Annotated in this window: 16 protein-coding genes; 15 read left to right on the top strand and 1 reads right to left on the bottom strand. The window is 54.6% G+C overall.

The genetic code is table 11. The annotated features are described in order from the left end of the window. Positions 1-16 precede the first annotated feature (16 nt). The 12 genes from CXF87_RS07750 to lpxC all read left to right on the top strand — a co-directional run bounded on the left by CXF87_RS07750 (position 17) and on the right by lpxC (position 14,716). Entirely contained in the window at positions 17-1,510 is a 1,494-nt protein-coding gene (locus tag CXF87_RS07750; RefSeq protein ID WP_101146226.1) for a UDP-N-acetylmuramoyl-L-alanyl-D-glutamate--2,6-diaminopimelate ligase, read from the top strand. Beyond that, positions 1,510-2,862 carry a UDP-N-acetylmuramoyl-tripeptide--D-alanyl-D-alanine ligase gene (locus CXF87_RS07745; RefSeq protein ID WP_101146225.1) on the top strand — a complete coding sequence of 451 codons (1,353 nt, stop codon included), beginning with the start codon at positions 1,510-1,512 and terminating at the stop codon, positions 2,860-2,862. Before CXF87_RS07750 ends, CXF87_RS07745 begins: the two co-directional genes overlap by 1 nt. Before the next feature lie 14 nt (positions 2,863-2,876). Continuing rightward, the gene (gene mraY, locus CXF87_RS07740; protein WP_008958685.1) at positions 2,877-3,959 is read left to right on the top strand and encodes a phospho-N-acetylmuramoyl-pentapeptide-transferase; all 1,083 of its coding nucleotides are present in this window, start codon (positions 2,877-2,879) and stop codon (positions 3,957-3,959) included. A gap of 58 nt (positions 3,960-4,017) precedes the next feature. After that, positions 4,018-5,406: a UDP-N-acetylmuramoyl-L-alanine--D-glutamate ligase gene (gene murD / locus CXF87_RS07735; RefSeq protein ID WP_101146224.1), complete on the top strand. Its 1,389-nt coding sequence runs from the start codon at positions 4,018-4,020 to the stop codon at positions 5,404-5,406. Beyond that, complete coding sequence (gene ftsW, locus CXF87_RS07730; RefSeq protein ID WP_101146223.1) at positions 5,403-6,584, top strand: putative lipid II flippase FtsW; 1,182 nt, start codon at positions 5,403-5,405, stop codon at positions 6,582-6,584. Before murD ends, ftsW begins: the two co-directional genes overlap by 4 nt. Before the next feature lie 33 nt (positions 6,585-6,617). Then, positions 6,618-7,715 (top strand): undecaprenyldiphospho-muramoylpentapeptide beta-N-acetylglucosaminyltransferase, encoded by a 1,098-nt coding sequence (gene murG, locus CXF87_RS07725; RefSeq protein WP_269801095.1) that lies wholly within the window; start codon positions 6,618-6,620, stop codon positions 7,713-7,715. A gap of 17 nt (positions 7,716-7,732) precedes the next feature. After that, a complete protein-coding gene (murC, locus tag CXF87_RS07720) occupies positions 7,733-9,181 on the top strand; it encodes a UDP-N-acetylmuramate--L-alanine ligase (RefSeq protein ID WP_101146289.1) in 1,449 nt (482 codons plus the stop codon). After that, positions 9,178-10,119: a D-alanine--D-alanine ligase gene (locus CXF87_RS07715; RefSeq protein ID WP_101146221.1), complete on the top strand. Its 942-nt coding sequence runs from the start codon at positions 9,178-9,180 to the stop codon at positions 10,117-10,119. Before murC ends, CXF87_RS07715 begins: the two co-directional genes overlap by 4 nt. Before the next feature lie 24 nt (positions 10,120-10,143). After that, a complete protein-coding gene (locus tag CXF87_RS07710) occupies positions 10,144-10,857 on the top strand; it encodes a cell division protein FtsQ/DivIB (protein ID WP_101146220.1) in 714 nt (237 codons plus the stop codon). 314 nt (positions 10,858-11,171) lie between these two features. Further along, a complete protein-coding gene (gene ftsA, locus CXF87_RS07705) occupies positions 11,172-12,461 on the top strand; it encodes a cell division protein FtsA (protein WP_101146219.1) in 1,290 nt (429 codons plus the stop codon). 34 nt (positions 12,462-12,495) lie between these two features. Continuing rightward, a complete protein-coding gene (ftsZ, locus tag CXF87_RS07700) occupies positions 12,496-13,671 on the top strand; it encodes a cell division protein FtsZ (RefSeq protein ID WP_101146218.1) in 1,176 nt (391 codons plus the stop codon). Positions 13,672-13,804: 133 nt separating this feature from the next. Then, a complete protein-coding gene (gene lpxC, locus CXF87_RS07695) occupies positions 13,805-14,716 on the top strand; it encodes a UDP-3-O-acyl-N-acetylglucosamine deacetylase (protein ID WP_101146217.1) in 912 nt (303 codons plus the stop codon). Between the two features lie 182 nt (positions 14,717-14,898). Here lpxC and CXF87_RS07690 read toward each other — a convergent pair whose 3' ends face one another. Further along, positions 14,899-15,363 carry a DUF721 domain-containing protein gene (locus CXF87_RS07690; protein ID WP_101146216.1) on the bottom strand — a complete coding sequence of 155 codons (465 nt, stop codon included), beginning with the start codon at positions 15,361-15,363 and terminating at the stop codon, positions 14,899-14,901. A gap of 112 nt (positions 15,364-15,475) precedes the next feature. Between CXF87_RS07690 and CXF87_RS07685 the strand changes: the two genes are divergently transcribed. From CXF87_RS07685 to argJ, 3 genes are all read left to right on the top strand, one after another. Further along, complete coding sequence (locus CXF87_RS07685) at positions 15,476-15,838, top strand: hypothetical protein (RefSeq protein ID WP_101146215.1); 363 nt, start codon at positions 15,476-15,478, stop codon at positions 15,836-15,838. Positions 15,839-15,942: 104 nt separating this feature from the next. Beyond that, positions 15,943-18,669, top strand: coding sequence for a preprotein translocase subunit SecA (secA, locus tag CXF87_RS07680; protein WP_101146214.1), 2,727 nt, complete (start codon positions 15,943-15,945; stop codon positions 18,667-18,669). A gap of 54 nt (positions 18,670-18,723) precedes the next feature. Then, positions 18,724-19,953, top strand: coding sequence for a bifunctional glutamate N-acetyltransferase/amino-acid acetyltransferase ArgJ (gene argJ, locus CXF87_RS07675; RefSeq protein WP_101146213.1), 1,230 nt, complete (start codon positions 18,724-18,726; stop codon positions 19,951-19,953). The last annotated feature ends 21 nt before the right edge of the window (positions 19,954-19,974 follow it).

Below are 19,974 nucleotides of genomic sequence, written 5' to 3'. Positions count from 1 at the left end.
TTTCTAAGGAGTTTGCATGACGCTGAGTTCAGTCGATGTGGTGTCGGCGCTTGCGCACGTATGGCCTAATTCACCACTGCCCGCCGACCTGCCTGAGCTGCCGGATCTAGTACGCATAGAAATGGATTCCCGCAAGCTACAAACGGGCGATGTTTTTGTGGCAGTACCGGGCAGCCAGCGTGATGGTCGCGATTTTATCGAGCAAGCGCTCGAGGCGGGTGCTGTGCTTGTGTTAGCGCAAGGCGAGCCCGGTCAGGTGTTGCTTGAAGGCCGCGTGCTGAAACTGCCGCATCTTTCGGTGCGCTTGGGTGAGTTAGGGCGCGCCATGTTTAAAGTGCCTAATGATCTTGAAGTGATTGGCGTGACCGGTACCAACGGTAAAAGCTCCGTCACTCACTATATCGCTGCACTTAGCGAGACATTAGGAACGCCCACCGGATTGATTGGTACGTTGGGTGTAGGGCGCCCCGGTGAGTTGCGCGATGGCGGCTTAACCACGCCTGGCGCCTTAACGCTGCAGGCGACATTGGGTGAGCTTGCCAGCCAGGGTGTGCGGCGTGTGGCGCTTGAGGCCTCTTCCCATGCGCTGGATCAGTACCGCTTGGAAGCGGTAAACGTAAGCGTAGGCGTGTTTACCAATCTGACTCGCGACCATTTGGACTACCACGGCAGTATGGCCGCCTATGCGGCATCCAAAGCGAAGCTTTTCCGGCGCTCTGAGCTCCGTCTAGCGGTAGTCAATGGCGATGACCCCTTAGCACGCTTAATGCTGGCAGGTTGCAACAGTAATGTACGGGTGCTGGCGACGGGTAAAGATGAAGCCGTTACCTTGCGCGTGCTGGACTGGCAGGCATCTGAGCAGGGGCAGCAGGCAATGATTGCGACACCCGATGGCGAGAAAATGCTCAGCTTAGGCTTAATGGGGCGTTTTAATTTAGATAACGTGCTGTTAGCGATGGCTGTGTTGTACGGATTAGGCGAATCACTCGACGACCTCTTCTCCGCCGCCTCTTCGCTGACACCGGTGCCGGGCAGGATGGAGCGCTATGGTGATGACAGCACGCCTACCGTGGTGGTGGATTATGCGCACACGCCGGATGCGCTTCATAGCGCGCTACAAGCGCTGCGTGCCCATCTGGGTGATGCTGGCAAATTGTGGTGTGTATTCGGCTGCGGGGGGGAGCGTGATACGGGTAAACGAGCCGAAATGGCTAAAGCTGCCGAGGCGCTGGCCGACCACATTATCGTTACCGATGATAATCCTAGGCACGAGTCCGCTGAGCAAATCCGCCAACAGATTTTGTCTGGGTTCTCTGATACCGCGCACCCTATTGAAATAGGGGGCCGCCAGAAGGCCGTGGCCACCGCTATTCAGCAGGCGGCTGTTCAGGATGTCGTGCTTATCGCCGGAAAAGGCCATGAGGCGTATCAGGATATCCAAGGGGTTCGCCATGCCTATGCCGATAGCGAAGAGATCCAGCGTGCCTTCGCTGGGCGGAGAAGCGACTAATGCAGTGGACACTTGGCCAGCTCGCCTCAGTGCTGGGTATTGAGACGCTTGTTGATAGGGCGCAGCTGCTAGTCAGTTCAGTCGTAACCGATAGCCGCAAGATCGAGCCTGGCTGCCTGTTTGTTGCCCTTAAAGGCCCCCGCTTTGACGGTCATGATTTTGTTGCGCTTGCCCACGAGCTCGGTGCCGTAGCGGCATTGGTAGAGGCGCCCGTTGCTGTCGACTTACCCCAGCTGGTATGTCCGGATACACGTTTGGCCCTGGGGCTGATTGCCGGTGCGCACCGGCGCGCATGGCATGGTCCCGTGGTAGCCGTCACCGGCAATAGCGGTAAGACGACCGTCAAAGAGATGTGTGCTGCTCTGCTAGCGCCTTTAGGCGACGTATTAGCCACTCAAGGTAATCTGAATAACGACTTTGGCGCGCCGCTGACCTTATTACAATTGCGGCCGCATCATCAAGCCGCGGTGATTGAGCTGGGCGCTAATCATTTAGGTGAAATCGCCTGGACAGCCCCGCTGTCCAAGCCCGATGTGGCGATTATTACCAATGTCACCGGTGCCCATGTGGGCGAGTTCGGTGGCATGGGGCAGATTGCCCAGGCGAAAAGTGAGCTGCTGGTCGGGCTGGGCGAGCAGGGTACTGCTGTTCTGAATAGGGATGATCACTATTTTACGTTTTGGGCTGCTCGTGCGGCTCCGCGGCGGGTGGTGAGCTTTGGTTTTCACCCCGAGGCGGATGTGAGCGCCGCAGCGCTTTCCTGTGATTCGCAAGGGCGGTATGCTTTCACGCTATTGCAGCATGGTCGAGCGCTGGGCCAAGTGCGTTTGCCTTTACTGGGCAAGCACAATGTCAGTAATGCGTTGGCCGCTGCAGCTGCGGCATTAATGCTCGGCGTGCCGGAAGAGCAAGTTATATCACGCCTGGAATCGCTGCAAGCGCTTGCCGGTAGGTTGGTCGTGGTATCCGGATTGCGGGGTGTCACTGTGCTGGATGACACTTATAATGCCAATCCTGGCGCGGTCAAAGTGGCCCTGGATACCTTGGCCAGCTTTCCTCCGCCACGCTGGTGTGCGTTAGGGGCGATGGGCGAACTGGGGGAAGCATCGGCTGCGCTGCACGCCGATATCGGCCACTACGCCGCCGAGCTTGGTATTGATGAGCTGTTAACGCTGGGCGAGGCCGCACGTCCCGCCAGCGAAGCCTTTGGTCGTGGGCTGCACTTTAACGATCACGAGACGCTAACGCGTTATGTCACTCATACTTTGCCGCCTGACACTACGTTGCTGGTGAAAGGGTCGCGCAGTGCGGGCATGGAACATGTCGTTAATGCACTGCGTTCGGATAAATAAGGTAAACGCCGTTCATGTTACTTCACTTGGCGAATTTTCTGTCGCAGTACCAATCTGATTTTCAGGTCGTTAACTATTTAACCCTTCGCGTAATTTTAGGCGCTCTCACGTCGTTAATGCTCTGTTTATGGCTGGGGCCATGGATGATTCGGCGCCTCGTGGAAGGCCAGATCGGGCAATCCGTGCGTGACGATGGGCCGCAATCCCACCTCTCAAAAGCGGGCACCCCCACCATGGGGGGGGCAATGATTTTGCTGGCCATTGCCATCAGCACCTTGTTATGGGGTGACTTAACCAATCTCTATATCTGGGTGGTGCTGGGTGTCACGCTCGGCTTCGGCGCCATCGGCTGGGTCGATGATTACCGCAAAGTAGTGGAAAAAAATCCACGCGGTTTACCCGCTCGCTGGAAGTATTTCTGGCAGTCGGTGGTGGGTTTGGGGGCGGCGCTGTTGCTCTATTTAACCGCCTCCACGCCGGTCGAGACCAGCCTGCTGGTGCCGCTGTTCAAAGAGGTGGCGCTGCCGCTCGGGGTCTTCTATATCGTGCTTACCTATTTCGTGATTGTAGGGAGCTCCAACGCCGTCAATCTAACTGATGGCTTAGATGGCCTAGCTATTATGCCGACGGTGCTCGTGGCCATGGGCTTGTCGGTATTCGCTTATGCCAGTGGCAACACCGTTTTCGCCGAATATCTGCATATTCCGTTTATTGCCGGAACCGGTGAATTAGCCGTGTTCTGCGCAACGATTGCTGGCGCTGGGCTGGGGTTTTTATGGTTTAACACTTATCCCGCCCAGGTCTTTATGGGCGACGTAGGTGCCTTGGCGTTAGGGGCTGCGCTGGGTGTGGTGGCCGTGATCGTACGCCAGGAGATTGTGCTGTTTATCATGGGCGGTGTTTTTGTCATGGAAACGGTGTCGGTCATCCTTCAGGTGGGATCCTACAAGCTCACCGGGCGTCGTATCTTCCGAATGGCGCCTTTGCATCATCACTATGAATTGAAAGGCTGGCCTGAGCCGCGGGTCATTGTCCGCTTTTGGATTATTACCGTGGTGCTAGTGCTGCTTGGCCTCGCAACGCTCAAAGTTCGTTAATGCATCTGACCATGAGTGCGTCGACTGATCGTTGGCATGATGCGAGAGGGAGCTTGTAATGGTTCAAGTAGCTAAGGGAGTAACGCTGGTTGTCGGGCTGGGGCTTTCCGGTCGGGCGATCTGCCGTCATTTAAGTCGCTTAGATGTACCTTACATGGTAGCGGACACGCGGGCCGAACCGCCGGGGCTTGATGATTTTCGCGCCGCGCATCCGGGGGTGGAAATTCACTGCGGCTCGCTTACTGAGCTGGACCTGCGCGATGTGGAAGAGGTGGTGGTAAGCCCTGGGCTTGACCCAAGAATGCCGGGCTTAAAAGAGCTGGCGGATCAGCTAAATCCTCGCACTGGGGAGCCGATGGTGGTGGGTGAGATGGCCCTGTTCGTGCGTGCCGCGAAGGCGCCCATTGCTGCTATCACCGGTTCTAATGCGAAGTCGACGGTGACCACACTGCTCGGTGAAATGGCAGCGGCGGCAGGCGTGAATGCGGCAGTGGGCGGTAATTTGGGCACCCCCGCGCTGGACTTGTTGGCCAGCCACCCGGATGCCGCGCTCTATATCCTTGAACTCTCGAGCTTTCAGCTGGAGACGACTCCTTGTCTGGGGGCGAGCTGTGCCGCGTTCCTGAACCTGTCCGAAGATCACCTTGATCGTCACGGTGATATGCACGGTTATCGAACTGCAAAACAACGTATCTTTATCGGTGCCCAGCACGCGGTGGTGAATGGGGATGACCCTCTAACATGGCCTGACTATCCCGTTGACCAAGTGGCCTACTTTTCCCATGACGCTCCGGTGGAGGGCCAGTGGGGGCTGGCGCGTGATCAAGATAAATTAATGCTGATGCAGGGTGACACGCCCTGGTTGTCCATTGATGAGTTATGCATGACTGGGCAGCACAATTACCTTAATGCACTGGCTGCACTGGCGATGGGGCAGGCATTAGGGTTTGCAGCGGCGCCCATGTGTCGCGCACTGCGTGACTTTAAAGGGCTGGCACATCGCAGCGAAATGATAGCGCGTATCAACGATGTTACCTGGGTTAACGACACCAAGGGCACCAATGTGGGCGCTACTCTGGCGGCCATCAATGGCATTGGCGCTATGCTGGGAGGACGCTTGATTCTATTGGCCGGCGGGGTTGGTAAGGGCGCGGACTTTACCCCGTTGGCCGAGCCTTTGAAGAAGTGCGCGCGTCATGTGCTGCTGTTTGGGTTGGATGCTCCGCGATTGGCAGAGGCGTTGGATGGTCACGTGACGACTCAGCAAGTAGACGATCTAACTCAGGCCATGCAAGCAGCGTTTGAAATCGCTCAGCCTGGAGACTGCGTGCTGCTATCACCTGCCTGTGCAAGCCTGGATCAGTTTGCTAATTACCAAGAACGCGGCGAGGTATTTCGCCGCTGGGTGCATCAACAGGCAGAGTCCACTACTGGGGGAGCGTCATGAGCCGACTTCAGCGTCTGCGTACTGTTCTTACCACGCGGGATCTGCCCTGTGATATCTGGCTGGTGATGGCGGCAGTAGCCTTAGCGGGTTTGGGCTGGGTAATGGTGAGTTCGGCATCAATTGGCTTACTGGAAGATACCTACCACTACTCCCGCCAGCACGGCATTTTCCTAGTACTCGCTATCATGGCATGTGTATTTATGCTCTGTGTGCCGCTGGAAGCCTGGCGCCAGAATGCTGCGCTTATTCTGCTTGCCTCTATCTTTCTGTTGGTTCTAGTACTGATTGTTGGCCAGGAAATTAACGGCAGTAAGCGCTGGATAGCGTTGCCGGGGCCATTGCCTAGTTTGCAGGTCTCTGAATTTGCCAAAATTGGGCTGATTTTTTATATGGCGGCATTTATGTCGCGTTTCACCTACGATTTGCGCCGGCGCGCATTCAGCATGTGGCGCCCCTTAGCGGTGCTGGCGGTGCCTGCCGGGCTGCTTTTTTTAGCACCGGATTTTGGCGGCATGGTGGTCTTTACCGTTTGTGTCATCGGTATGTTGATGATGAGTGGCGCTTCGCTAGTGCTGCTCGTGGGCAGTGGAGCGCTGCTTGGCTCAGGGGCAGTGATGATGGTGGTGATAGAGCCCTATCGACTGGCGCGTTGGACGAGTTTTCTTGACCCCTGGGCGGATCAATTTGCGACAGGTTACCAATTAACCCAGGCGCTGATTGCCTTCGGGCGGGGGCACGTGACCGGTACCGGGCTGGGCAACAGCGTGCAAAAACTACACTACCTGCCGGAAGCGCATACCGACTTTATATTTGCGGTGATCGCCGAGGAGTTGGGAATGATCGGTGCGATTATTGTCGTGCTGCTGTTTACGCTATTTATTGCACGCGCTATGTGGGTAGGACGCAGAGCGGAGGTGGCCGGGCATCTTTTTGGCGCTTATGTAAGTTACGGCATTGGGTTTATTGTGGCAGCGCAGGCGTTTATTAATATGGCGGTCAGTTCCGGGCTATTGCCGACCAAGGGGTTAACATTGCCGCTAATGAGCTATGGCGGTTCTAGTCTATTGGTGACTGGCGTGATGGTGGGGCTGCTGCTGCGCACGGATGCCGAAACGCGCCATCGTCCCCGGCGTGCGTCCACCCCGTATAAATCGCGCCATGAACCGCGGTTATCGTAACGTTATGCGGCTTGGTGCTATCAGGAGTTTGATGTGAAGACTAATGTTAGGCGGCGAGTGCTGATAATGGCAGGTGGCACCGGCGGCCATGTGTTTCCAGCGCTTTCGCTCGCCAACGCACTGCAGGCGCAGCAGGTAGACGTTGAGTGGCTGGGAAGCCCCAGGGGTATTGAAAACCGTCTGGTACCTGAGGCGGGTATTAAATTGCATACTATTGCCATCAGCGGTCTGCGTGGCAATGGCATAACCGGCTGGCTAAAGGCGCCGTTGAATCTCTCCCGTGCAGTCTTAGAGGCGCGTACGGTGATTCGAGAGTTCAAGCCGCATGTTGTGGTAGGCCTGGGTGGCTTTGCCAGTGGCCCTGGCGGGTTGGCAGCTTGGTTGACACGCATTCCTCTGGTTATCCATGAGCAGAACGCGGTCGCAGGGCTGACAAATCGCGTTTTATCGCGACTGGCTAAACGTACCTATGCCGCTTTCCCAGAAGCATTTGGCTCACGCGCCGAAGTGATTGGTAATCCCGTGCGTGACGATATCGCCGCCTTGGGTAGCACGCCACGAAGTGCCGACGCGCTCACTGCTCGGCCACTGCGTCTGCTAGTGGTGGGGGGCTCGCTTGGCGCAGTGGCGCTAAACGAACGCTTGGCGCCAGCGCTTGCTGAACTGCCTGTTGAGCAGCGACCCGAGGTCCGCCATCAGGCGGGTAAGGATCGTGATGTTGCGACTGCCGAAAATTATCAGCAGCACGGCGTAAACGCTGAGGTTAGTCCCTTTATTGATGATATGGCTGCTGCTTATGAGTGGGCCGATTTAGTGGTATGCCGCTCTGGTGCGCTCACCGTGGCCGAGCTGGCCGCCGCCGCCAAGCCTGCATTGCTGGTGCCTTTTCCCTTTGCGGTCGATGACCATCAGCGTATCAACGCGCAGGTGTTGGTTAAGGCGGGGGCCGCCAAGTGCGTTGTACAGTCTGAGCTGACGGTTGAGCGGTTAAGTGAATTTTTAAATGAATTGCTCGTCCCCAATACCCTGGCTGCGATGGCGGCGAAAGCACGTCAGGCCGCGCATTTGGATGCGACTCAGCGCTTGGCTGAAGGGTGTTTGGCGATGATAAAGCTAGGAGACTCTGCGTGATCGATAAAGACAAACCCATGACTCCCTCACGTGGCACTCCCGCTGGCCCAGGCATGCGTCGCATTCGGCGCATTCATTTTGTGGGTATTGGTGGCGCAGGTATGTGCGGTATTGCAGAGGTGCTGGCTAACCAGGGCTATATCGTCAGCGGTAGCGACATGAAAACCTCTTCAGTCGTAGAGCGGCTGCGCCAATGCGGTGTATGCGTGGCGATCGGTCATGCTGAAGAAAACGTGGAAAATGCTGACGTGGTGGTGGTGTCCAGCGCCATTGATGAAACCAACCCTGAAATTCGCTGGGCCCACGAGCATCGTGTACCGGTCGTGCGCCGGGCTGAGATGCTCGCCGAGCTGATGCGCTTTCGTCACGGGATTGCCGTGGCGGGTACCCATGGCAAAACCACCACGACCAGTTTGACGGCGACCCTGCTGGCCGAGGGAGGATTAGACCCGACCTTTGTGATCGGCGGTAAGCTAACCAGCGCCGGTACCAATGCTCGCCTGGGCGAGGGCGACTACCTCGTTGCCGAAGCCGATGAGTCCGACGCCTCGTTTCTGCACCTGCAGCCAATGGTATCCATCGTTACCAATATTGATGCTGACCATATGGCGACCTATGGTGGTGACTTCGAGCGGCTGAAAAGTACCTTTATCGAATTTCTGCATAATCTACCGTTTTATGGCCTAGCGGTACTGTGTATTGATGACCCGCATGTCCGCGTACTGTGCGATCAGGTGAAGCGGCAGTTTGTGACCTATGGTTTTGATAGCGATGCTGACTATCGCATTGTCGATTTTGCCCAGCGCGAAGGAGAAGTTTCGTTTACTGCGTTACGCCCAGGCGGCGCTGAGCCGTTAACGGTACGTTTGGCCATGCCGGGTCGCCACAATGCTCTTAACGCCATGGCGGCGATTGTTGTGGCTACTGATGCGGGTGTCAGCGATAGTGCGATTTTGAGTGGGTTGGCGAGCTTTGCAGGCGTGGGTCGGCGGTTTCAGGTGCATGGGCATTTCCCTGCACCAAAAGGCGGCGGCGACATCATGCTGGTGGATGACTATGGTCACCACCCACGTGAAGTCGACATGGTTATTCAGGCCGTTCGCGCTGGGTGGCCCGAGCGCCGTCTGGTGATGCTTTACCAACCCCATCGCTATAGCCGTACCCGCGATTTGTATGAAGACTTTGTACGCGTACTTTCCCAAGTCGATACGTTGGTGCTGCTTGATGTTTACAGCGCCGGTGAAGCTATTATTCCTGGTGCCGAGGGGAGAACCCTGGCTGGGTCGATTCGCCAGCGTGGAGAAGTCGATCCGCTCTTTGTCGAGCATAAGCACGAGTTGCCGGTGCTGTTAGCCAATGTGTTACGGCCAGGCGATATTTTAATTACCCAGGGTGCTGGTGATGTGGGAGGGATTTCCCAGCGTCTTGCACAGGCACAGCTAGCGATGAACGAGGTAGATCTGTGAGCGTTGACGTAACAAACCCTGAGTCGCACGGAAAAGTCGTTGTCGTTTACGGCGGTACGTCTGCTGAACGCGAGGTATCGCTTAAAAGCGGGGCGGCAGTACTTGAGGCCCTTCAGCGTAAGGGCATCGATGCCTGTGGTTATGACCCCCGCGACAACGGCCTGGTGGGATTAGAGCAGCTGGCTCCTTCGGTGGTCTTCGTTGCCTTGCATGGACGCGGCGGTGAAGACGGCACGCTTCAGGGGGCGCTGGAGCTGCTCAATATTCCCTATACCGGCAGTGGCGTGCTTGCCTCAGCGTTGGGTATGGATAAGCAGCGCACCAAGCAAGTATGGAGTGCGGTTGGCTTGCCGACGCCAGAGAGCATCATGCTGGATGCCGGTTCGGATTGGTCAGCCGTGGTCGCTCAGCTTGGCTTGCCGCTGATTGTGAAACCCGTGCATGAAGGCTCAACGCTAGGTATTAGCATTGTCAAAAGTCAGGCGGCGCTTGAAGCTGCGTATCACGAGGCGGCGCAGTTCGACGCACGCGTAATGGCAGAGCGCTTTATCGTCGGCGACGAGTACACGGTCGCGCTGCTTGGTAGCCAGGTATTGCCAGCGATTCGCGTTGAAGTGCCGGGCGGTTTCTACGACTACGAAGCGAAATATATCGCTAATACCACTCAATATCATTTGCCGTGTGGACTGCCCTCGGAGCAGGAAGCTGCGCTTGCGGATCTATGCCAACAGGCGTTTGCCGCGATTGGCGGCGTTGGCTGGGGGCGGGTGGATGTCATGCGCGATAGCGAAGGACGTTTCTGGCTACTGGAAGTTAATACGGTGCCTGGGATGACCGACCATAGCTTGGTTCCTCAGGCAGCGGCACATGCGGGTATCTCTTTTGACGAGCTAGTGATGGAAATATTGAATACCGCTGGCAGGCAGTTATCGCTATGACGAGTTTGTTATGAAGGGTGCCTTATGAAAAGGCGTAATGCTTGGTTGGGCGTTATTCTATTAGCCTTGCTGATGGGCGCCGGTGGCCGGGCGCTTTGGCTGTGGCTAGACCGCCCGATTGAGCGGGTTTCAATCCGCGGTGAATGGGAGTATGTCAGCGCTGACTATCTGCGTACCCAGCTGGCGCCCTTGGTGGTCGATGCCACTTGGCTTTCGGCGGATCTGGGTGAGCTGCGCGACCGCGCTCTAAAAGTGGGCTGGTTGAATGAAGTGCGTATTACCCGTGAGTGGCCCAATGCACTAGTCTTTGAACTAATTGAACAACAGCCGGTCGCACGCTGGAATGATGATTTTTTACTTAACCCAGAAGGGGAGCCTTTCGCATTTGCCCCCTTAAACCCGCCCTCAGGTTTGCCTGATCTGGCTGGCCCCGGCGGTAGCAGTGAAGAAGTGTTAACCTACTATCATCGGCTTAAACGTCACTTTGAGCAGCTATCACTTGAGCTTACACAACTTCGTTTAGAGCCGCGCGGCGCATGGAGGCTGCAGTTAAACGAAGGCGCTTGGGTGATGTTAGGACGTCGGCAGCATGAAGTCCGTTTGGCACGTTTATCGGCGTCATGGCAACGCGAGTTGAATTCGCTAAGCGAGCAAATTCGCTATATAGATCTGCGTTACCCTAATGGTGTCGCTGTTGCTTGGCACGGAGAAAGTGAATTTGCTGTGCAAGATGAGTAACTCTTCTATTACTTGACGCAAATAAGGTGTAAAAGTGAGTGACTGCCATCGTTGAAAAAGCCAGTAATCGGCTTTAAATTGCTTTCTATGCCTATTATTGTGGGTTCGTGCTAGTCGTATTGCGACTATTGTTTCTATACTATGGGCCAGACGCTGGTTAAGTGGTTTTTAATTTCAGCTATTTGTACTTAGTGAGTGTCAGAAAACAACCACTGTTTATTTTGGATAGCACGCTTTCAATGTTAAGCGTTGGATTAAGCGGCTCCCAATTAATATTTATTTTTTAACAATGACGCAAGGAGATTTCCCGACTCATGGCAGGCTCACCCAACGCATCCAATATGGTGGTCGGGCTGGACATTGGAACGTCCAAGGTCGTCGCGATAGTCGGTCAACCCACCGATGACGGCGGAATTGAAATTGCCGGTATTGGTTCGCACCCTTCGCGCGGTATGAAGCGTGGTGTTGTAATCAATATTGAATCAACGGTGCAGTCTATCCAGCGCGCAGTTGAAGAAGCCGAGTTGATGGCTGGCTGTGATATCCATTCAGTGTATGTTGGCGTGGCTGGTAGTCATATCAGTTCAATGAACTCTGACGGTGTTGTGGCTATTAAAGAGCGTGAAGTGACACCTTCTGATATTGAACGCGTTATTGATTCTGCTCGGGCGCGTGCTATTTCTGAAGGCCAGCGTGTATTGCATGTATTGCCTCAAGAGTTTTCGATTGATGCTCAAGGGGGGATACGCGAGCCACTAGGCATGTCTGGGGTGCGCTTGGAAGCTCAAGTGCATTTAGTGACGGCCGCCTTAAACGCGGTGCAGAATATAGAAAAGTGTGTACGTCGCTGTGGGCTGGAGGTAGATGCTATTATTTTAGAGCAGCTAGCCTCAAGCATGGCGGTGCTGACCGAGGATGAGCGTGAGCTGGGCGTCTGTATGGTGGATATTGGCGGCGGCACTACTGATATGGCGATTTTCAGTGAAGGCGCCATACGTCACACGGCGGTTATACCTATTGCCGGTGACCAAGTCACTAACGATATTGCCATGGCCCTGCGTACGCCGACCCAACACGCTGAAGAGATTAAAGTTAAATACGCTTGCGCGCTCACTCACTTAGCGTCAAGCGATGAAATGATTAAAGTACCTAGCGTAGGTGATCGACCTGCGCGTGATCTATCGCGCCAAGCACTGGCTGAAGTGGTAGAGCCGCGCTACGAAGAACTGTTTACGCTAGTAAGAGATGAGTTGCGCCGAAGTGGCTATGAAGACATGGTGGCTGCTGGGATTGTGCTTACCGGTGGAACCTCGCGCATGGAAGGGGTTAGTGAATTGGCGGAAGAGATTTTTCATATGCCAGTTCGCATCGCATGTCCACAGAATGTAAGAGGTTTGGCGGACGTCGTACGCAACCCAATTTATGCGACGGGCGTTGGGCTGCTGCATTATGCCTTGCAAGAAACGCGTCATGGGCAAGGCCTAAAAAGCCACGGGGGAGTGGTTGCTGCCCATAAGGGCCGCAATGAGCTTGCCCGGCGTGATATCAAGGAAGACCATTCGGCGCTAGCTAGAATTAAAGGCTGGTTCAAAGGAAATTTCTGACAGGGCCGCAAGCGCGGTTCAGGAGACGGGGCTTATGTTCGAATTGGTAGATAACGCACCCTCGAGCAGTGCGGTCATCAAAGTGGTTGGTGTTGGCGGCGGTGGCGGCAATGCTGTTAACCACATGGTCGAAAGCAATATTGAAGGCGTTGAGTTTATCTGCGCTAACACTGACGCCCAGGCGCTTAAGCGCTGTTCAGCAAAAACCGTGTTGCAACTGGGTAGCGAAATCACTAAAGGATTGGGCGCAGGTGCCAATCCCGACGTGGGTCGTCAGGCAGCAATGGAAGACCGCGAGCGTATTGCGGAATTGCTGGTAGGCGCTGATATGGTGTTTATCACTGCCGGTATGGGCGGTGGGACCGGCACCGGTGGTGCTCCTGTAGTGGCACAGGTCGCCAAAGAGCTAGGGATTCTCACCGTCGCGGTGGTGACTCGCCCCTTCCCATTTGAAGGGCCGAAGCGAATGCGTGCCGCCGAGGAGGGTATGAAAGAACTCTCCGAGCATGTTGATTCGTTGATCACGATCCCCAACGAGAAGCTGCTTTCTGTGTTGGGCAAAAACGCCACACTGCTAACGGCTTTCAGTGCGGCTAATGACGTGCTGCTAGGCGCTGTACAAGGTATCGCAGAGCTGATTACCAGCCCAGGTATCATCAACGTCGATTTTGCTGATGTGCGCACCGTGATGTCTGAAATGGGCATGGCGATGATGGGTACCGGTGGGGCGACGGGCGAGAATCGTGCTCGTGAAGCTGCCGAGAAGGCCATCCGCAGCCCGTTGTTGGAAGATATCGATCTTCATGGCGCGCGGGGTATTCTGGTCAACATCACTGCTGGTCCTGATTTGTCCATCGGCGAATTCAATGACGTCGGTGCCACTGTTCAAGAGTTTGCGTCTCCGGATGCGACTATCGTGGTGGGCACCTCCATTGATATGGAAATGTCCGACGAGCTGCGTGTGACCGTTGTGGCTGCTGGTTTAGATGGGCAAAAACCTAAGACGGCCGCGCGCGAGCCTGCCCGCCGGTCAGCTGCAGAATCCTCGGATTACCGCAAGCTGCAACAGCCAACGGTAATGCGTCAGCAGGCGACAGCACGCGCTGAAGCAACCGAAACAGCCGCTAAACCTCGTCCTGAAAAGCGTCGCTCTACTGAAGCCGATGACTATTTGGACATCCCCGCGTTTTTACGCCGTCAGGCGGATTGATTCTACAAAACAGCTTTATTGCAACAGTCGGCGAGCGTTTTATTGGCTAAAACGCTCGCTTGCTGTTAAAGTGAACACTGTTTGATAACTTTTTTCTACGGTCACTACCGTCACCAGAGTACGATTACTGCCCATGATCAGACAACGCACCCTACAAAACGTCATACGCGCCACCGGAGTGGGCCTGCATTCTGGCAAAAAAGTCCACTTAGCGCTGCGTCCGGCGCCCGCCAATACTGGGATTGTGTTTGTTAGAACCGATCTGGATCCTGTCGTACACGTGCCAGCGCGCGCTGAATTGGTTGAAGATACCAAGCTATGCACAGCACTCTCCAGTAACGGGGTTAAGGTCGCTACCGTTGAGCACCTTATGTCGGCTTTTGCAGGGTTGGGCATTGATAACGCTTATGTGGACGTAAGCGAACCTGAAGTGCCGATTATGGATGGTAGTGCTAGTCCATTTGTTTTTTTGATTCAGTCAGCGGGTATTTTGGAACAGAATGCCGCGAAGAAATTTATTCGCATCAAGCATCGTGTAGCCGTTACCGATGGTGATAAAGAGGCCGTTTTCTTGCCCCATCAAGGGTTTAAAGTCTCGTTTGCGATTGATTTTGACCACCCCGTTTTTGAACAGCAGAAACAGACGGCGTTGATCGATTTTTCGACCACATCTTTTGTCAAAGAAGTGTCACGTGCGCGTACCTTTGGTTTTATGCGTGATTTAGAGTTTTTACGCTCTAACAATTTGGCATTAGGCGGTAGTTTGGATAATGCGATCGTGGTAGATGATTACCGCATTGTTAACGAAGGTGGTTTGCGCTACGAAGATGAATTCGTCAAGCATAAAGTATTAGATGCCATCGGGGATTTATACCAGTTGGGCTATAGCTTGATTGGCGAGTTTCGTGGTGTTAAGTCAGGTCATGCGCTGAATAATCAGCTGTGCCGTGAGCTGATGGCTCAGCCTGACGCTTATGAAATAGTGACGTTTGAAGAAGATAAGGCCGTGGCGCCGATTTCTTATGCTGCACCCGCAATGGCATAGTACAGCCGCTAATAGACAAGCTGTTATTGGCTAATAGGGCAGACCGAAGGGTTGTCGTAGCAATGGTAATATCAATAAAGCATCGCTTAGGCGGTGCTTTATGCATTTTGCCGCCAGCATTCACTTTACGCCTAGAGCGTTAATAGCCGGTAAGTTTGTTTGCCTAACCCTTATGGCAGCTATTACTCGTTGGGTGGCCGAGCATGAGAGGCAAGCCGTTCAAGGGCGCGCTTTAACGTGGGATTGGTCGTATCTTCAGCGCATTCAGCCAGGGTTTTGCCTGCATCTGCTGAAAGACTGCGTGTATTACGTGGCGGGGCGACGATAGGGTGCACAGGGCGCACTTTAAAGGTAAAACCGCTCACGCTTTCAAAGCCAGGCAACTGATGAAGCAGCTCTAATAGGCGACGCTGCTCAAAACGTAACCAGGTTAGCCAGCCCGCTTGACCACTGATCAATGTTAAGCGACCTTCGCGAAAGCCACCGACAAAAATATGTTCTCGCATCTCTTCGGGCAGATGCGCGCGAAGATGCTGCTGCGCCTGGTCAATTAAACGAGATAGGCGCATTAACTGACTAATATCGCCCGACTTTGAGAGTAGGCGGGCAATGGGCTGTGCGCGAGAACGCTTAACCTTTATACTCATACGCTTAATTCCTAGGGCACCGCTATCCTAGGGTGCCGCTAATGATGATGTCGGAGACATTAATCGATCTCACTTTAGCAGATTTTACCACGCTCAGGAGCCGGTCTACAGCATGTCACCTACGCTTGATGTTCAATCAGCTTTGCCGCGGCGCCATCGCCGGTATGGCTTAGCGCGTTGGTGGCTGGCCGGCTTATTAGTAAGTTGCCTATTACCCGCGAGTTTAAGCCCTGCGGATGCTTTTCGCAGTGGCGAACGCAGCGTTACTATCTGTTTATGGGTACCCGCGATTTTACGTGCGCAGTCGCACTGGATTGCTAAACGGCAGCGCGCTCTGCGCCGTTGGGCTCAACGCCCTAGGCGCTTTGCCCCGATGCGGCGTCTCAGCAGTTGGCTTGCGCCGATGGCCCTGCTGGTGGCGGCGCGTGATGTTTTGACCCAGCGCGGCCCTCCTGCCCATCAAGTATGCCGTTAAGATACTTACTTTGTCCCTACGCTGGTAGGTAGAAGACCTGCAGAAAAAGGTCTGCCGTATATAGGCAAAGTCCGATGGGTTGTTCGTGAATACTTGGATATTTCATGCTTAATAATTTATTACGCAAAGTCGTTGGTTCTAAAAATGACCGCGATGTAAAACGCATGCATAAAAATGTGCCTCAGATTAATGCCCTAGAAGCAGAATTTGAGGCATTAAGTGACGCTGATTTGCAGCAAAAAACAGCGCAATTGCGCGAACGTCTCGCGTCAGGTGAGTCCCTAGATGCGCTGTTAGCTCCCGCCTTTGCAATCGTCCGAGAGGCCAGTAAGCGCGTGATGGGCATGCGTCACTTTGACGTGCAGATGGTGGGTGGTATGACCCTGCACCGTGGCCGTATTGCAGAAATGAAAACCGGTGAAGGTAAAACCCTGGTGGCAACGCTGGCGGTGTATCTGAATGCGCTAACGGAGAAAGGCGTTCACGTGGTGACCGTGAACGACTATTTGGCCCGTCGTGATGCTGAGTGGATGCGCCCGCTGTATGAATTTCTAGGCCTTTCCATTGGTGTTATTTTCTCCGGTCAGTCTGGCGAAGAGAAGCGCCATGCCTATCAGTGCGATATTACCTACGGCACCAATAACGAGTTTGGCTTTGATTATCTACGCGATAACATGGCGTTTTCGTTAGAAGACAAAGTGCAGCGTGGCCTGCATTTTGCGATTGTCGATGAAGTTGACTCGATTCTTATCGATGAAGCGCGTACACCGCTGATTATTTCGGGCGCGGTAGACGAAAATACGGATCTCTATAAAGTCGTTAATCAGTTGGCCCAGCAGCTTGAGAAAGGCGAAGAGAGTGAAGATGAAGATGCCCCGGTGGTCGGCGACTTCTTAGTTGACGAAAAGCAGAAACAGGTAGAGCTAACGGAGCAGGGTCATAACAAAGTTGAAGAGCTAATGCGCGGCGAGGGTTTATTGGGTGATGAAGAATCACTCTATGCCGCACAAAACCTCAATTTGCTCCAGCATATGCATTCGGCCCTGCGCGCCCGCTACCTCTATAATCGTGATGTCGATTACATCGTTTCTGAAGGTCAGGTAGTCATCGTCGACGAACACACTGGCCGTTCGATGCCAGGGCGCCGCTGGTCGGAAGGCTTGCACCAGGCTGTAGAAGCCAAAGAGGGCGTTACGGTACAGCGCGAAAGCCAAACGCTTGCCTCCACCACCTTCCAGAATTATTTCCGTCTGTATGAGAAGTTAGCCGGTATGACCGGTACAGCGGATACTGAAGCCTTTGAATTTCGTCAAATTTATGGCCTCGACGTGGTGGTTATTCCTACCAACCGTCCATTGGCACGTAAAGACCTGAACGATCTAGTCTATTTGAGCGCTGAAGAAAAATACGAAGCGATCATTAAAGATGTCAAAACTGAGACGGAAGCTGGGCGCCCTGTGCTGGTTGGTACGGCCTCAATTGAAACATCGGAGTACCTTGCCAATCTGATGCGAGAGGCAGGCCTCGCGTTCAACGTGCTTAACGCCAAACAGCACCAGAGTGAAGCCGAAATTATCGCTCAGGCAGGCCGCCCAGGGGCAATTACCATCGCCACCAACATGGCTGGACGGGGTACCGATATCGTGCTGGGCGGCAATTGGGAGGCTGAATCGGCCAAGCTACAAAACCCAAGCCAAGAGCAGGTTGATGCGTTAAAGGCTGAGTGGCAGGCACGCCACGATGCTGTGTTGGCCGCCGGCGGCTTACATGTGGTGGGGTCTGAGCGCCATGAGTCTCGGCGTATCGACAATCAGCTGCGTGGCCGTGCTGGTCGCCAGGGCGACCCTGGCTCCACGCGGTTCTTCTTGTCGCTTGAAGACAGCCTAATGCGTCTGTTTGGCTCTGATCGCGTTAAACGCTTGATGCAGGCGTTAGGGCTTGAGCATGGTGAAGCCATTGAGCATAAAATGGTCTCCAATGCGGTTGAGCGTGCCCAGAAAAAAGTCGAAGGACGTAACTTCGATATTCGTAAGCAGCTGCTTGAGTACGATGACGTTGCCAACGACCAGCGACGGGTGATCTACGACCAGCGTAATGAAATTCTCGCCGCAGACGATGTGGCTGATGCCGTTATCGGTATTCGTGAAGAGGTAATGGAAACGGCAATTAGCAGCTATGTTCCTCCTCAGAGCCTGCCCGAGCAGTGGGATTTGCCCGGTTTGGAAGCGCACCTGAAAACAGAGTTTAATCTTGATGCGCCCGTGGTTAAGTGGGCTGCTGAGGATGATCGCTTTAGCGAGGAGCAGTTGCGTGAGCGGCTGCAGACCATGCACCGTGAAGCCTATGCGGCAAAAGTGGCTGCAGCGGGCGAGAAACTGATTCGTCGCTTTGAGAAGCAAGTCATGCTGCAGGTGCTGGATACGCGTTGGAAAGAGCACCTTCAGTCAATGGATCATCTACGCCGTGGTATTCACCTGCGTGGCTATGCCCAGAAAAACCCCAAGCAGGAGTACAAGCGTGAATCGTTTGAGCTCTTCCAACACCTGCTTGACCATATTAAAGAAGATGTAACGCGCATTCTGAGCCACGTTCAGGTTCGCCAGCCCGAGGAAGTGGATGCCCTTGAGCGTCAACGCCGAGAAGCGCTGGAGCGTGAAACCGCCGCCAGCCGCCATGACGCCCCGGCCCCTGAGCAATCTGAGAGCGATCAAGAAGCGCCTGGCAATGAAGGGCGTCCAGTGCGCCGCGAAGGCCCCAAAGTGGGCCGTAACGATCCCTGTTTTTGTGGTTCAGGTAAAAAGTACAAGCAGTGCTGTGGAAAATTAAGCTAACGGCGATTGTGTCTGAGATAACGTCTGATCAAGGTTTGCCTAAAGGAGAGAATCATGGCGGTGGGAAATACTCCCTTTCCAGAGTTGCCACCCCTGCAAGGGGTGCGCCTTGGGGTTGCAATGGCGGGTATCAAAAAGCCGGATCGCCGTGATGTGGTGGTGATTGAACTGCCCGACACAGCGACGGTATCGGGGGTTTTTACCCGTAATGCCTTTTGTGCAGCGCCGGTAGTAGTGGCCAAGCAGCACCTTGAACAGTGCCGTGCGGAGCACCGCTCGCCGCGTTATTGGTTGATCAATACCGGCAACGCGAACGCGGGCACTGGCGAGGCAGGCTTGCGCGATGCGCGGGCATGCTGTGCTGAGCTTGCCAAACAGGTTGGAGTTGCGGCTGAAGATATAATGCCATTCTCAACCGGTGTGATTGGTGAACCGCTGCCAATGGAAAAACTGCTAGCGGGATTGGCACCGGCGCTTGAAAGTTTGTCCAGCGACAGTGTTGCCTGGGAACACGCAGGCCAAGGCATTTTAACCACCGACACCCGGGCCAAAGGGGCCAGTGTCACGGTTGAAATAGGTAATCAGCAGGTAACAATTAACGGCATCACGAAAGGGTCTGGCATGATCAAGCCCAACATGGCGACCATGTTGGGCTTTGTGGTGACCGATGCAGCTATCGAGGCACCGCTACTGGATCGGCTACTGCGTGAAACCGTCGATCGCTCTTTTAACTGCATCACGGTGGATAGCGATACCTCTACCAATGACGCCTGTATGTTGGCGGCGACTGGTACAGGTCCTCGAATCGCCGATGAAGCGCAGATAGCCGCGTTCAGTAACGCTTTACAACGGGTAATGACCGAGCTGGCGCAAGCGATCATTCGCGATGCTGAAGGGGCGACTAAGTTCGTTACTCTGCAGGTTGGCGAAGCGCAAAGTCGTCAAGAAGCACTTGATGTAGCCTTCACCGTTGCTCATTCGCCCCTGGTCAAAACAGCGCTGTACGCTTCTGATGCCAACTGGGGGCGAATACTAGCAGCCGTCGGGCGGGCGCCAGTGAACGATTTTGACGTTAACCGCGTGGTGATTGATCTGGGCGATGTGCGTTTAGTCGAACAAGGCGGGCGCGCGGCTGGCTACACTGAAGCAGCGGGAAGTGCTGTGATGGCACAGTCAGAAATTACCATTCGCATTAGCTTGGGGCGCGGCGAAGAGAGTGCCACGGTGTGGACCTCTGACCTCTCTCATGACTATGTGTCTATCAACGCGGATTATCGTAGCTAATCAGTCGCTCTCAGTTGGGGG

This window comes from Halomonas sp. MES3-P3E, assembly GCF_002836035.1.
Classification (GTDB): Bacteria; Pseudomonadota; Gammaproteobacteria; order Pseudomonadales; family Halomonadaceae; genus Vreelandella; species Vreelandella arctica.
The sequence above is the reverse complement of the archived record's forward strand: the minus strand, read 5'-3'. Positions and strand labels throughout refer to the sequence as shown.

What these genes read in the sequence shown, in the direction of transcription:
- secA (WP_101146214.1), top strand. Translation starts at nt 15,943, where the DNA reads ATGCTTAATAATTTATTACGCAAAGTCGTTGGTTCTAAAAATGACCGC.
- CXF87_RS07685 (WP_101146215.1), top strand. Translation starts at nt 15,476, where the DNA reads ATGTCACCTACGCTTGATGTTCAATCAGCTTTGCCGCGGCGCCATCGC.
- murC (WP_101146289.1), top strand. Translation starts at nt 7,733, where the DNA reads ATGACTCCCTCACGTGGCACTCCCGCTGGCCCAGGCATGCGTCGCATT.
- CXF87_RS07750 (WP_101146226.1), top strand. Translation starts at nt 17, where the DNA reads ATGACGCTGAGTTCAGTCGATGTGGTGTCGGCGCTTGCGCACGTATGG.
- ftsW (WP_101146223.1), top strand. Translation starts at nt 5,403, where the DNA reads ATGAGCCGACTTCAGCGTCTGCGTACTGTTCTTACCACGCGGGATCTG.
- ftsZ (WP_101146218.1), top strand. Translation starts at nt 12,496, where the DNA reads ATGTTCGAATTGGTAGATAACGCACCCTCGAGCAGTGCGGTCATCAAA.
- murD (WP_101146224.1), top strand. Translation starts at nt 4,018, where the DNA reads ATGGTTCAAGTAGCTAAGGGAGTAACGCTGGTTGTCGGGCTGGGGCTT.
- ftsA (WP_101146219.1), top strand. Translation starts at nt 11,172, where the DNA reads ATGGCAGGCTCACCCAACGCATCCAATATGGTGGTCGGGCTGGACATT.
- CXF87_RS07710 (WP_101146220.1), top strand. Translation starts at nt 10,144, where the DNA reads ATGAAAAGGCGTAATGCTTGGTTGGGCGTTATTCTATTAGCCTTGCTG.
- CXF87_RS07745 (WP_101146225.1), top strand. Translation starts at nt 1,510, where the DNA reads ATGCAGTGGACACTTGGCCAGCTCGCCTCAGTGCTGGGTATTGAGACG.
- CXF87_RS07690 (WP_101146216.1), bottom strand. Translation starts at nt 15,363, where the DNA reads ATGAGTATAAAGGTTAAGCGTTCTCGCGCACAGCCCATTGCCCGCCTA.
- argJ (WP_101146213.1), top strand. Translation starts at nt 18,724, where the DNA reads ATGGCGGTGGGAAATACTCCCTTTCCAGAGTTGCCACCCCTGCAAGGG.
- mraY (WP_008958685.1), top strand. Translation starts at nt 2,877, where the DNA reads ATGTTACTTCACTTGGCGAATTTTCTGTCGCAGTACCAATCTGATTTT.
- lpxC (WP_101146217.1), top strand. Translation starts at nt 13,805, where the DNA reads ATGATCAGACAACGCACCCTACAAAACGTCATACGCGCCACCGGAGTG.